The organism is Brevibacillus gelatini, assembly GCF_003710935.1.
Classification (GTDB): Bacteria; Bacillota; Bacilli; order Brevibacillales; family Brevibacillaceae; genus Brevibacillus; species Brevibacillus gelatini.
The window spans coordinates 63,905-77,009 of sequence record NZ_RHHS01000032.1; the positions used below are offsets into that span (position 1 = coordinate 63,905).

General features: G+C 53.6%; 11 protein-coding genes. 9 read left to right on the forward strand and 2 right to left on the reverse strand.

Annotation, left to right across the window (positions count from 1 at the left end; translation table 11 throughout):
* The first annotated feature begins 230 nt into the window (after window positions 1-230).
* From EDM57_RS13805 to EDM57_RS13835, 7 genes are all read left to right on the forward strand, one after another.
* Window positions 231-4,718 (forward strand): Ig-like domain-containing protein, encoded by a 4,488-nt coding sequence (locus EDM57_RS13805; protein ID WP_122905316.1) that lies wholly within the window; start codon window positions 231-233, stop codon window positions 4,716-4,718.
* Window positions 4,719-4,859: 141 nt separating this feature from the next.
* Window positions 4,860-5,372: a phage tail protein gene (locus EDM57_RS13810; RefSeq protein ID WP_122905317.1), complete on the forward strand. Its 513-nt coding sequence runs from the start codon at window positions 4,860-4,862 to the stop codon at window positions 5,370-5,372.
* A 35-nt stretch (window positions 5,373-5,407) separates the two neighbouring features.
* Window positions 5,408-5,905, forward strand: a complete 498-nt coding sequence (locus EDM57_RS13815) for a phage tail protein (protein ID WP_122905400.1) — start codon at window positions 5,408-5,410, stop codon at window positions 5,903-5,905.
* Between the two features lie 21 nt (window positions 5,906-5,926).
* On the forward strand, window positions 5,927-6,457 hold the full coding sequence (locus EDM57_RS13820) for a phage tail protein (protein WP_122905318.1): 531 nt from the start codon (window positions 5,927-5,929) through the stop codon (window positions 6,455-6,457).
* 112 nt (window positions 6,458-6,569) lie between these two features.
* Complete coding sequence (locus EDM57_RS13825) at window positions 6,570-7,508, forward strand: GntR family transcriptional regulator (protein ID WP_122905319.1); 939 nt, start codon at window positions 6,570-6,572, stop codon at window positions 7,506-7,508.
* 88 nt (window positions 7,509-7,596) lie between these two features.
* Complete coding sequence (locus tag EDM57_RS13830) at window positions 7,597-8,235, forward strand: pyridoxamine 5'-phosphate oxidase family protein (RefSeq protein WP_122905320.1); 639 nt, start codon at window positions 7,597-7,599, stop codon at window positions 8,233-8,235.
* A gap of 135 nt (window positions 8,236-8,370) precedes the next feature.
* Window positions 8,371-9,195 carry an aldo/keto reductase gene (locus tag EDM57_RS13835; RefSeq protein WP_122905321.1) on the forward strand — a complete coding sequence of 275 codons (825 nt, stop codon included), beginning with the start codon at window positions 8,371-8,373 and terminating at the stop codon, window positions 9,193-9,195.
* A gap of 151 nt (window positions 9,196-9,346) precedes the next feature.
* Here EDM57_RS13835 and EDM57_RS13840 read toward each other — a convergent pair whose 3' ends face one another.
* On the reverse strand, window positions 9,347-10,084 hold the full coding sequence (locus EDM57_RS13840) for a YheC/YheD family protein (RefSeq protein WP_122905322.1): 738 nt from the start codon (window positions 10,082-10,084) through the stop codon (window positions 9,347-9,349).
* Between the two features lie 233 nt (window positions 10,085-10,317).
* Between EDM57_RS13840 and EDM57_RS13845 the strand changes: the two genes are divergently transcribed.
* Entirely contained in the window at window positions 10,318-11,061 is a 744-nt protein-coding gene (locus EDM57_RS13845; protein ID WP_122905323.1) for an IclR family transcriptional regulator, read from the forward strand.
* An 86-nt stretch (window positions 11,062-11,147) separates the two neighbouring features.
* Here the strand turns inward: EDM57_RS13845 and EDM57_RS13850 are convergent, their stop codons facing one another.
* The gene (locus EDM57_RS13850; RefSeq protein WP_122905324.1) at window positions 11,148-12,281 is read right to left on the reverse strand and encodes a glycosyltransferase family protein; all 1,134 of its coding nucleotides are present in this window, start codon (window positions 12,279-12,281) and stop codon (window positions 11,148-11,150) included.
* A gap of 183 nt (window positions 12,282-12,464) precedes the next feature.
* On the opposite strand from EDM57_RS13850, the gene EDM57_RS13855 reads away from it, so the two are divergent.
* On the forward strand, window positions 12,465-13,097 hold the full coding sequence (locus tag EDM57_RS13855) for a TetR/AcrR family transcriptional regulator (protein WP_122905325.1): 633 nt from the start codon (window positions 12,465-12,467) through the stop codon (window positions 13,095-13,097).
* Window positions 13,098-13,105 lie beyond the last annotated feature (8 nt).

Sequence of the window (13,105 nt, forward strand, 5' to 3'; positions counted from 1 at the left end):
CAGGCGAAACAGCGGTTTTTTCATGGCTGATTGACGCTGGAGCAGCGAAGGTTTCGACAAAAAGTGAAAAAAGAACTAACTTTAGTAAGGTTTTTTCTGGAGCAACTTTTGTTAAAATTTTCTTGCCATTTCTGTGACGTCTGCACGGAAACTGTGCCATTCAGGTGAGCAGGCTGAACAGAAACGAGAAAAAGCGCATCAACTGCGAAGGGAGGAATGAACAGGACGATATGAAACGACTGCTTGCACGGCTGTTGTCATTGCTGCTGGTTTTTTCGCTGGTGCAGCCACAGATTCCATCTGCCAGAGCTGCTGATGAATCGATCAAGATCCCTGTGTCTGAAGATTTTTTCATGGACACAGATTTCTACCCGGATGGGGTTAGCGATGGCTTGGGGCACTCGAACACCATATTTGTCGGGTACGATTCGGCTTTCGGGGCTTCCAATGCCGCTCTCAAATTTCAGTTGCCGGCCGATAAGGTGGATTTCAACCGGACAATCCAGTCAGCTTATTTATCGCTTTATTTGACGCGGCTTGACGAACTTGGAGGTCTTCCTTTTCTGGAGCTTTACGCCGCGGGTGATTCCTGGTCAGAAACGGGTCAGAATTTCCCGGCAAGCGGAGAGCTTCTTGAGAGGATTGAGTACTCTGCACTGAAGGCTAGGGTAGGATATTGGGTATCTTTTGACGTGAAGGATTATCTCTTGGAACAGTCGAGTGACAGAGTGGCCAGCTTTGTGCTGAAAGGGCAACAGCATATAGCCAGCGGACCTGCACAGGTACAGGTTGCTTTTTATGAAAAGGCATCTAACCAAGCAGATAAAATCCCGACTCTGGAGATCACCTATTCTCCTAACTCTCCGCCGACAAATCTTTCGCTGGACAACGACACGGTTTTGGAAAATCTTCCGCCGAATACGCCAGTCGGAACGCTCAGCGCGGAAGACTCGGACGCTGAAGATCAGGACAATCTGACGTTTGAACTGACCGGAAACGAGGATAATGCATTCCAGATTGTCGGCAACGTGCTTCAAACTGCCAAATCGCTTGACTATGAGACCAAGAGCAGCTATTCCGTCGAGGTCAAGGTGAGCGACACGGCGGGAAACAGCATCACCAAAACATTTGTCATCCAGGTCACGGATGTGCAGGAGCCGCCGACCTCTGCGGAACTGAAAATCAACGAAGGAGCGCTTTTCACTGCCTCCCGAAATGTCAATCTGAAAACGACGGTCGACGATCCCGACATCGGCAAGCCATTGCAGGTGCGGTTTTCGAATGACGCCGATCAATGGGCGGATGATTGGCAAGCCTACAATCCGTCGCTTTCTTATCCTTGGGAATTGACCGCAGGAGACGGAGAAAAGACGGTCTATATGCAGGCGCGCGATGAAGCCAGCCATACCATCTCTGCCAGCGCCAAAATCACGCTGGATACGACCCCGCCGGAAGCCACCCTGTCGATCAAGGGAACGGACGCTGCGAATACGGCGACTTCGTCTGCGGCTGTGCAGTTGCTGATCGAAGCGTCAGATGCGCAAGGGCCTGTAGAGGTGACGCTCTCCAATACGGAAGGTGTGTTTTCAGGCGGATGGCAGCCTGTCCAGTCCGAACTGCCGTGGAATTTGAGCGGCGGCGACGGAACCAAGACGGTCTACGCCAAATTCCGTGACGCGGCCGGACATGAGATCACGCGCTCTGCCAGCATTTTGCTGGATACGGTTCCACCGGAAGTGACAGGCGTTGAGAACGGCAAGTATTACAACCAGGAAGTTACTGTTCATTTTTCGGAAGGGACAGCTTTACTAAACGGTCAGCCGTTTGCAAATGACGGGCAAATCAGCGACGACGGCACGTATACGCTGGTTGTCACGGACGTGGCAGGCAATGCCACGACCGTTTCATTCACGATAGACCGGACGAAGCCTGCGGGAACGTTCACGATCAACGATGGCGAGGAGCGGACGAATGATCCGCAAGTCGTCTTGCATCTGAATGTGACAGATACGTCCCCGATGACGGCCGCCTTCGCCAATGACGCGGAAGACTGGCAGCCGTTCGAACCGTTTGCGGCTACAAAGTCGTGGACACTCAGCTCCGGCGAGGGGCAAAAACGTGTCGCGGTCAAGCTGAGAGATGAGGCCGGGAACGAGGCTACTTGGGAGGCGTACATTACGCTGGACCAAACCGCGCCGACCGGAAGCTTCACGATCAATGACGGCCAGAGCGTGACGAACGATCGGCAGGTTGCGCTGAAGCTGAACTATGCGGATGCCGACGATCAACTGCAAATGCGCTTCTCCAATACGGGCGTAGATGGCTGGTCGGCCTGGGAGCCTGCGCAAACGGAGAAGTCGTGGGAGTTGTCCGCAGGAGACGAGTTGAAGACGGTGTTTGTAGAGCTGCGTGATCGCGCGGGCAACGTACGCCCTCTGCAGCAGCAAATCACGCTCGATACGACTCCGCCTGTTGTCACGGGAGTGTCTGATGCGGGTGTGTACAGCACCGACAGACTCATCACCTTCTCCGACGGGACGGCGACATTGAACGGTGCTCCTTTTGTTAGCGGAGAAACCGTTTCCGACCCAGGTTCCTATACGCTCATCGTAACAGACCAAGCCGGGAACACGACAACGATCTCCTTTTCGATCGACAAGACACCGTTGACAGGGACAATCGCGATTAATGAGGATGCGACATACACGACCTCGGAAAATGTGACGCTGCATCTTGGGACAAACAAACCTTCGGCAGACACGAGCATGTCCTTCTCAAACGATGGAATCACGTGGAGCTCTCCAGAGCCGTTCGCCCTGACAAAAGCATGGACGTTGGCGGGAGGCGATGGCACCAAAACGGTGTATATGCGTCTCGCGGACCAAGCGGGTTACACAGCGGAGCCAAGCGATACGATTGTTCTGGATACAATCGCGCCGACTGGAAGCATTGTCATCAATGGGGACACCCCCTTGACATCGACGCGGACAGTTGATTTGAACGTGATTGCAACGGATAGCAATGGCCCCGTACAGGTTCGCTTCGCCAATGAGGACATGGTCTGGAGTGCGTGGAGCGACATCGTGCCATCAAAGACCTGGGAGCTTTCCGCAAATGATGGGATAAAAACCGTTCACATGCAAATGCGCGATCAGGCCGGAAACATTAGTAACGATTCGGACGACATCGAGCTGGACATGGGCGCACCGGTTGTTACTGGCGTGGATAACGGCAGAAGCTACAACCATGACGTGCTGATAACGTTTAATGAGGGCACGGCCACACTCGACGGTCTGCCATTTACAAGCGGCAGTACGGTAAGCGATGAGGGGGAACATGAGCTTATCGTCACAGATGCAGCAGGTAATGAAACGAAGATCGTCTTTACGATCGACAAAACGCCTCCGCTAGGCACTTTTACGATCAATAACGGTGCGGCGACCGCAAGCAGTGTCAATGTGACCCTGAACGTTACCGCTACCGATTTGCTCGGAGACGTAGAAATGCGCTTCGCCAATGAAAACGAGGCCTGGAGCGATTGGCAAGCCGCGGCTTCCACGGTTTCGTGGCGACTTCCTTCCGGCAACGGGATGAAAAAAGTGCTGATGCAACTGCGCGACGAGGCACACAACACGATTGAACTGGAAGCGCAAATCAGGCTGTCCGTGTACTCGCCGCCTTCGCCGCCAACAGCGGTCAAGGTGACAGGCGTACATCTCGATGTGAGCGCACTGCAGCTGCAAGTAGGCGATGCGCATACATTGACAGCTGTGATTTCCCCGGAAAATGCAAGCGACAAGCGTGTCAACTGGAGAAGCAGCAATCCCGACGTGGCTGAGGTAGACAGTCAGGGCAAAATCACAGCACGGGCACCAGGGACTGCGCGCATTACGGTCACGTCTGTCGATGGCGGCCATACCGACACGGTAGAGGTCACAGTCAACGATACCACCTCCCTGCAAGCTTCGAAAAAAACGATTCGTCTGAAGCCAGAAGAGAGGCTGGAAATCCAGATTTACGTGGTAGATGGCGACGAGCGGACAGACATCACCACAGATGAAAAGGTAGAGTACCGCACGGAGCATGGTCTCGTCTCCGTGAAGGCGGGCCGGATTACGGCTGGCAGCGAGGAAGGCGAGGACATCATCACCGTTTCCTATGAGGGACACGAGTTGCAAATTCGCGTCACGGTCACAAACAGCACAGGCACTAAAATCCGCTTCTTCACCCGTACCGAAGGCGTGCTGGAGGTAGATGAGGAAAGGCAGTTGGAGTTGGTGGAGCTGTACGACGATACGCGAGAAGATGTGACCGATCAGATCGAGTGGACTTCCTCCAATCCGGATGTCGTGGAAATTGACGAGGATGGCAGGATGGTTGCCAAGGCAACGGGCAAAGCCACCATTTCCGGAAGCTTAGGCAATCGGAAATTCAGGGTTCGCCTGCTGGTCGTCGAGGAAAAAAATCCGCGATACATCGAGATCACGCCTGCATACTTCCGCTTGAAGGAAGGACAGGAAAAAGCGATCGATCTCATGGGAACGTTTGAAAAAGGCTACGAGGACCTGATTGGCGAGGAGGCCGAGTGGACAGTAGAAGACCCGGAAATCGCCGAGGTGATCGACGGCAAAATCGTCGCCCGCAAGGCCGGAAAAACGACAATCACGGCAAGGTATAAAAACAAGACAACAAGTGTGCGGGTAGAGGTCAGGGAGTAGCACCGTGCTTCTTGGAAAGAGGAGAAGAAGGTGCCAGCTATACGGCTGGCATTTTCTTTCTTGCAAAGGACAAGAGTGACAAGCAGTAACAAGACTTGTGATTGCAGACAAATGCGCTAAGCAAACAAGGAGGCAGCTACAATGGATGCATATATAGGAGAAATCAGGATGTTTGCCGGAACTTATGCGCCGGTTGGCTGGGAGTTTTGCGATGGGCGATTGCTTTCCATATCGGGAAATGAAATATTGTTCAGTTTGATTGGAACGACCTACGGTGGAGACGGAATGACTACGTTTGCCCTGCCCGATCTGCGCGGTCGGGTGCCTGTACACATGGGCACCAACCCTGCCACTCAGACCAACTATCCGTTGGGGTCGAAGGGAGGAACCGAGACGGTTACGCTCGTGTCCAACCAATTGCCTGCACACACGCATACAGTCAATGTATCGTCGGGCGAAGGGGATCAGATTGAGCCAGCCGGGAATGTATGGGCGACGCGGATTGAGCAATATTCAGAAAATTCTCCGACGATTCAGATGAGCCCCACCGCTCTGACGGTCGAGGGCTACAACCAGCCGCACAATAATATGATGCCCTATACGGTTATCAGCTTCATCATTTGTACCATGGGCTATTACCCAACACAATCATAGGACAAACATGTATCCATTGGAGGTAGATTGCTATGATAGATGAAGTATATGTCGGAGAAATTCGACCCTTTGCCTTTCCGTTTCCGCCGCAGGGCTGGGCGCTGTGTGATGGAAGCATTTTGCCCATTAACCAATACCAGGCTCTGTATGCCATCCTCGGAAACAGGTATGGAGGAGACGGTGTCAAGACCTTTGCGTTGCCTGACTTGCGGGGGCGAGTGCCTGTCCATGTCGGAAATGAAGTAAGGCTCGCAGTGGCTGGCGGCGAAGAGACGCATGTGCTGACCGTTGGGGAAATGCCACCGCACACGCATTTGGCCAGTGCTCTTTCGAGTGTGGGAACAGTTGGAAATGCTCAAGGAAACTTATGGGCGATAACGAATGTACAGGCATTTACTGACATCCCGAATGCGACGATGCGTCAGGATGCCTTGAGCACAGCCGGAGGGAGCCAGCCGCACAATAACATGCAGCCTTACCAGGTACTCAACTACTGCATTGCTCTTGTAGGTTTATTCCCAACGCAAAACTAACCCATTCAGGAGGAATGAAAAATGATCGGCTATGTCGGGGAAATTCGGGTTTTTGCAGGCAACTTTCCGCCGAGAGGCTGGGCCTTTTGCGACGGAAGCCTGGTGCCAGTCTCTCAGAATACAGCCCTGTATGCGATTTTGGGTGCAAGATTTGGCGGAGATGGCAAATCGACGTTTGCCTTGCCCAATTTGAAAGACAGGGCTCCCATGCACTTCGGAGCAGGTCCTGGCTTGACGGCAAGAGACTTCGCAGAACAGGGGGGAAGCAGCACGGTCACGCTGACCTCCGCAGAGATGCCAGCACATACGCATGTGCCAAACGCTGCGGTGAAGCCGACGACAAACAACCCGGTCGGAAAAGTCTGGTCAAGCACGGAGGGCAGGGGACAGGTTTTGGCTTACGGGCCAGCCACTTCGCCTGAACAGGTCAAGTTAAGCCCGATGGCTATTGGTCCTGCAGGCGTAGGGATGCCGCATAACAACAGACAGCCCTATTTAGGCGTAAACTATATCATTTGTTTACAAGGCGAATTCCCGCAGAGACCGGACTGAAAAAGAAGTGCCAGATGTGCAAGAACTCGTGCATCTGGCACTTGCTTTGTCCAATCGTCCTGGTGTAATATGACAGAATATTACTGCTATACCTGTTTTACGGGGTGATTTGATGCAGAAGTCTGTCAATGGTCCATCCTTCATTCCCGTCTATATTCAATTGAAGGAACAGTTGAAAAACTTGATGATGCAACGAATTTATCCACCACATGACAAATTGCCGACGGTTCGCGAACTGTCCGGTTTTTTGCGGATGAATCCACAGACGGTCAAGGCCGCGTATGCCGAGCTGGAAGCGGAAGGTTATGTGACGCTGGACGATACGGGCTCGGTGCTTGTTGCTGCCAAGCTTCCAAATAAGAGTGTTCAGGTGGAACCGGGGATCGTGGCAGAGCAGCGAGAAGAGACGTTTTTGTCCCGCGTGCCGGAGAAGTCGAGGCAGTCTGCCTTCGAAAGGGCGCAGGGCCGTAGGAGACCAGCCATCCTGTTTGCCGAGTGCGATGTCGTGCAGGTGCAGGAATACGCGGTTGAACTGGAAAAGGCGACTGGCTACACCGTCAAGCCATGCCTGATTAAAGACCTGGAGCAGCTTGCAAGCAGCATCCTCAACGGCTACTACGATCTCGTCGTCACGACGTTTTTACACATAGAAGAGGTGCAAAAATGGCTGGACAGCCTTGGTGAGGGCAACATGCCGAAAGTCATCGGCTGCTTGCTGGAATCCAATCTCCAATCGATCAGAGAGCTCCAGCAGCTTTCTCCTGGCAGTCTCGTAGGAATCGGCGGTACGACATGGGAAGGCGCCCATAATTTTCGCCAGTCGATCATCAAGGCGGGGATGACCGACCTGGAGCTGAAAATCGGCTCGATGGAGTACCCGTCATCTTTGGACGAGTTGCTTTCGGCCAAGCCCAGGCTGATTTTGTGCACCAGCATCGTCGGCGCCTATTTGCGAAGGCAGTCGCGCTTTTTGCCGCTGCTCATCGAGAACCGTTTTCTGAATGCCCAGTCCGTGCAGTACATTCAGCAGTGTGTCGAAGGCTTTCGATGATCGGCAAGCAAAACGGTGCCGTGAGCCGCAAACGGTTATGGTATGATGAGGGTAGTGCTTTTCCAGAAAAGGAAAAAGAGGTGCAGCCATGTCAGGATTCGGAATATTTCGTGAAGTCGTCACGTCTGAGGAACAACTGCGGGAAACGTTCGGAGAACCGAGCCGTCTGGTGCAAAACAAGGCGATTTCCCAGCTCGATAAGCATTGCCGCAATTATATCGCACAATCGCCATTTTTGATTATTTCTACCGCAGATGAAAAAGGAAACTGTGATGCGTCGCCGCGCGGAGATGCACCGGGCTTCGTGCACATCATCGACGACCACCATCTGGTCATCCCGGAGCGGCCGGGGAACAGGCGGATGGATTCCATCACCAACATCCTGAAAAATCCGCACGTCGGCCTGATTTTTTTGATTCCGACGCTGGAAGAAACGCTGCGGATCAACGGAAAGGCGTGTGTGATCCAGGACCAGGACATTTTGCAAAAAATGGCCGTGAAAGGCAAGGTACCCGCGCTAGGAATCGGCGTGCAGGTAGAAGAGTGCTACGTGCATTGTGCCAAGGCGTTTTTGCGCTCCGGGCTTTGGAAGCCGGACACGTGGCCGGAAGCCGGGACGACTCCGGATATTGCGAAAATGGTGGCGGACCATGTGAATCTGCCCGGCATCTCTGCAAAAGAGGTGGCAGCGGGCTTGCGGGACAGTTACACCAATCGCCTGTACTAACGAGAGAAGCTCCCTTTGCTTGTTGGAAGGGAGCTTTTCCCAAAAAAAGGGACAATTCAAGTTTTCCGACTGTTCCACTTATGATATACTTTCTTAATGTAAGTACATATACAGTGTCAATCGGGAGGAGATCGGATGGCAACACAAATCACAGATCGTTCCGTTTTGAACAACGGAGTGGAAATGCCCTGGCTTGGTCTGGGTGTCTGGAAAGCAAAAGATGGCAACGAAACAGTGGCAGTCCGCTCCGCTATTGAGGCGGGCTACCGCAGTGTAGATACCGCTGCGATCTATGGCAACGAAGAAGGCGTAGCCGAAGGAATCCGTCAGGCGGGAATCGACCGCGACCAGCTGTTTATCACGACGAAGGTGTGGAACTCCGACCAAGGCTACGAGTCGACACTCAAGGCTTTTGACGTGAGCATGAAAAAGCTTGGGATCGACACGCTCGACCTGTACCTGATCCACTGGCCGGTAAAAGACAAGTTTGTAGAAACGTGGAAGGCGCTGGAAAAGCTGTACCGCGATGGCTACGTGCGCGCAATCGGCGTGAGCAATTTTCAGATCCACCATCTGGAGGAACTGAAAAAGCACAGCGAGGTTACGCCAGTCGTCAACCAGGTTGAGTACCACCCGCTGCTCACGCAAAAAGAGCTGCATGCGTATTGCAAGGAGCACAGTATTCAACTGGAGGCGTGGAGCCCGCTGATGCAAGGGAACCTCGATCATCCGCTGCTGGTGGAACTGGGACAAAAATACGGCAAGTCGCCCGCGCAAATCGTCATTCGCTGGGATTTGCAAAACGAGGTTGTCACCATCCCGAAATCCATTACGCCGGAGCGCATCGTGCAAAACGCGCAAGTCTTTGACTTCTCGCTCAGTGCAGAGGACATGGAAAGAATCAGTGCGCTGAACGAAAACAAGCGCTTCGGACCCGATCCGGACAACTTCGATTTTTAAGCAACAAGGACAAAGAAGCAGGGGGCTGTCCCGCAGGTCTGATGCAGACAACGGGATATGCCCCTTTTCTGTTTTGCAGGCGGACTAGCCCGAAAAAGAAAGAGGGTCTCCCCGGGAGGCAGCCTTGTTTACCCAGGGGACACCCGCTTGTTCATCCGTGCTGGCGATAGGCCAGGATCGTGCGGTACATGCTTTTGTCGGCCAGCTTGAGGAACAGGGAGATGTCTGGCCGCAAGTTTGCTTCGATGATCCAGACGCGCCCGTTTGCGTCGATGCCCATATCGAAGCCGAAGACGCGCTGACGGGTGTAATAGCGGGCCAGACGTCTTGCTGCGAGCAGGGCGACTCGCCGCAGTCGGGAGACGATTGCCGAAGTCGAGGTCCCGCGAATGTTCGAGCGCTGAATCGCGGTGGAAAGCGGCAGCACCCTGCCGCCGCTGCGCTTGATGTTGGTGATGATGTAGCCCCTGCCCGCCACTTTGGCGAGCATGCCCGTCACCACCCAAGGCCGTCCGCTTTTTCGCTGCACCATGACTCTGACGTCAAACAGCGAGCCGTTGACGCGCGCGAGCGATATGCCCTGCTGCACGAGGTAGCGTGTTTTGATTTTGCTGCGCACATGTTTGTACGTTGCATGTTTGCCGTGCTTCGTCTTGCGCCTGGTCCCGTTCTGGACCCGGTAGCGTCCGCCGCCAAGTCCGGTCACGAGGATGACGCCCGCGCCGCCGCTGCCGGACGCTGGCTTGGCGATCACTTTGCGGTAGCGGTCGAGAAAGTCGTACAGCGCGCGCCTGGAAAACTTGCGCGTCTTTGGCAGCGTGCCGGACAGTGCCGGGCTTGCCCGCAGCACGCGGTACTTGGTCAGCTTTGACTCGCTTTTTTTGCCCAAAGTGGTCATTCCCCCAATCGTGATCTAAAAACGCATGATTCTTTTCCAATGTATGTCCGGCTTGTTTCAGCGCTTGTGGGAATGTCCTTGCCGCAAAAAAATAGGTAGGATGCGGCTCGTCTGATGAAGATTCGCTCTTTACTACGCGATTAATTTTTGTATACTGAAAAGTAGCATATTTGTTTCATCAGATGAAACGAACGGAACCAAGTAGGAAGCAGGTGTAAGAACAAATGGATGAACAAAAAGCAAACGTTCGCTCCGTCGAGCGTGCTTTGGATATCCTGCTCTGTTTTACGGAAGCCACAGACCTTGGGCTTAGTGAAATATCGAGTCGGCTTTCCTTGCATAAAAGCACGGTGCATCGTTTGCTGGCGACGTTGGAAAACAAGGGCTTTCTCATCCGTGATGTCCAGACGGAAAAATATCGGCTAGGCTTTCGCATCTGGGAGCTTTCCGCCAACCTGACGCATAACGACGATCCTGCCACACTGCTTTTGCCCGAGATGGAAAGGCTGCGGGATTTGGTAGAGGAAACGATCAGCCTGTACGTGCGCGATGGAAACGAGCGAATCCGCATTCAGGCTGTCCAAAGCAGACAACCGATTCGCAGGGTCGCGCCAATCGGGGCGCGCATGCCGCTGGCAGTCGGGGCGTCCAGCAAGGTTTTGGTCGCCTATGCCGAGCCGTATGTACGGGAACAAGTTCTGAACGATCCGAACTGGCCGGAATACATCAATCGGGAGACGTATGTTGAACAGCTCGATCAGATCAGAAAACTGGGCTTTGCAACCAGCGTGGAGGAACGGGAACTGGGGACAGCGGCCGTAGCCGTGCCAATTTTCAACCGCAACGGACAACTGGTGGCATCAATTGCCGCATCCGGTCCATCCAACCGTCTCACGCCGGAAAAAATGAGCGAGTACGCTCCCTACATCATGGAAGCAGCGTATCGCATGGGAAAAATGATGAAATAAGCAAAAAGGGGCAGTCTCAAACGTCGATTTTTCGACCTTGAGCTGCCCCTTTTGTCTTTCAGAACGTGGAGGAAGCGGGCTGGTGCCTATTTTCGTTTGCGATGCCGGTACTCGTTTTGCAGGACGTGCCAAAACGCCTGGACGGCGTTGTCGGCAAGAAAGCGCTCGCCGCGCGACCGGACGTACTGGCTCATTTCCTGATGGTAGGCAGGATCGCACAGCTTTTCGTAATGAAAGGCAATGTCGTGGGCATCCTCCACAAACAAAGGATATTTTTCGCCCAACAAGGCGAGATTGCCGATTGTTCTCGTCGTCAGGACAGGGACGCCGAGCGCCATGCATTCGATGATCCGCGACAAGTACGAGTGAGACGGATTTTGGTCCAAGGTATTGTCGTAGAGCAGCGCGATGCCGATGCCGCTTTGGACGATCATCTTTTTGGTCGTCCACATCGACTTTTGTCCGTGGTCGACGACGCCGGGGGTGCGCAGCAATCGCCGTGCCGTCTTCTGATAGCTGCCGACGATGGAAGGGTAGAGGACGTTGAGCTTCGTCTTCGGAAACTTTTTGCGAATCAGGGTAACGGCTTTGGTGGCGACAGCAAGTCCGTAGCGCGGCCGGATGACGCCTGCCCAGATCAGATGCAAAGGCTCGCCAGACGGACGGGTGAACGGTTCACCAGCGTGAGGCTCGACGAACTGGGGCAGCACCTGGATTTTGCGTTGCAGCTCCTGATTCGAGTATTTCGCCTTGCCAAGCTGGTAGCGGCGATAGCGTTCGGCATTCGGCTCCGTCTGGAAAAAAACGACGCGGGAATGCTGGAAGATGCGGTCCAGTCTGCCCATGATGTACGGGTCTTGCAAATTGTACTGGACGGCCAAATAGAGCAGCTTTTTGCCGAGTGCCGGCTTTTTTTCCACCAGGTGAAAAGCCTCGTTGCGGCCGCGGATAAACAAAAAGTCGTATTTGTGCTTTTCGTCGCGGGCAATGATGTCGTCGACGAGTTGGTCAGACTTGTGAAACCGGACGTGTTCAAACGTAAAGCCGCCCGTTCCGTTGCGGAACTGAAAAGGCAGGACGCAATCGAGCACGTACCGCTTGCGTTCGCTCGCGCCAAGCTTCGCCACGATGCGGTCGACGGAGCGCAGCAAAATGAAAAATTGCAAGACGTTTCCCTTTGGCTTGAAATCAATGAGATTACAGGAAAAGCAAATTCTCACAGGATTCTCTCCTTTGCAGGGCTCTTTACCTATGGTATGGAGTTTGGAGCCGGTGGCTACTGGAGGATGAGGGGGCGCTTCTGGATTGCTATTTAAGTTTACTCGAATAAAAAACTTTACTAAAGTTAACCAAAATGATATGATGATCCGTAGATACAACTGGAAAGGGAAAGAGAGGGAATTATGGCGGATACCATTTCACTGCGGGAAAAGAAAAAGGCAAAAACGAAGCTCGCCTTGCTGGAAGCAGCGCTTGCCCTCATCGACGAAGGAACGTTTCGCAGTGTGCTCGTCGATGATATATGCGAGCGGGCGGAAGTATCCAAGGTGACGTTTTTCAAGTTTTTTCCGCAAAAAGAAGAACTGCTTGTCTATTTCATGAGCGTCTGGCAGGCACGCTGCTTCTGCGAACTGTCTGCGAACGGGAAGAGAGGCTTTGCTGCGGTGCGCCACATTTTTTCCATGGTGGCGGAGGAGAGCAGGAAATATCCGGGGATCATGCTCAGCCTGATTAGCTTTCTCGCCGAGCAAAAAATGCATCCGTGTGTTCCGACGCTGTCAGAGGCCGAGCTGGCCCTGCTGTTTCCGGAGGCAGAGGACAGGGCATCCATCGGCAATGCAGACCTGTACCAGATTTTTGTGCGCTGTGTGCGGGAAGCGCGCGAGGACGGAGAACTCACGAACGATGTCAGCGAGCAGGAGGCTGTCATGCTGGTGTTCTCCATGTTTTACGGGGCGTATTTGACGGCCCATTTGTTCCGGTCGGACGATTTTATGGCTTGCTATGAACTTCATCTCAAATCTTTGACAAGGTAGGGGAGTGC

Excerpts from the sequence above, each read along its gene's own strand:
- EDM57_RS13805 (WP_122905316.1), top strand. The coding sequence starts at position 231 with ATGAAACGACTGCTTGCACGGCTGTTGTCATTGCTGCTGGTTTTTTCG.
- EDM57_RS13810 (WP_122905317.1), top strand. The coding sequence starts at position 4,860 with ATGGATGCATATATAGGAGAAATCAGGATGTTTGCCGGAACTTATGCG.
- EDM57_RS13820 (WP_122905318.1), top strand. The coding sequence starts at position 5,927 with ATGATCGGCTATGTCGGGGAAATTCGGGTTTTTGCAGGCAACTTTCCG.
- EDM57_RS13825 (WP_122905319.1), top strand. The coding sequence starts at position 6,570 with ATGCAGAAGTCTGTCAATGGTCCATCCTTCATTCCCGTCTATATTCAA.
- EDM57_RS13830 (WP_122905320.1), top strand. The coding sequence starts at position 7,597 with ATGTCAGGATTCGGAATATTTCGTGAAGTCGTCACGTCTGAGGAACAA.
- EDM57_RS13835 (WP_122905321.1), top strand. The coding sequence starts at position 8,371 with ATGGCAACACAAATCACAGATCGTTCCGTTTTGAACAACGGAGTGGAA.
- EDM57_RS13845 (WP_122905323.1), top strand. The coding sequence starts at position 10,318 with ATGGATGAACAAAAAGCAAACGTTCGCTCCGTCGAGCGTGCTTTGGAT.
- EDM57_RS13855 (WP_122905325.1), top strand. The coding sequence starts at position 12,465 with ATGGCGGATACCATTTCACTGCGGGAAAAGAAAAAGGCAAAAACGAAG.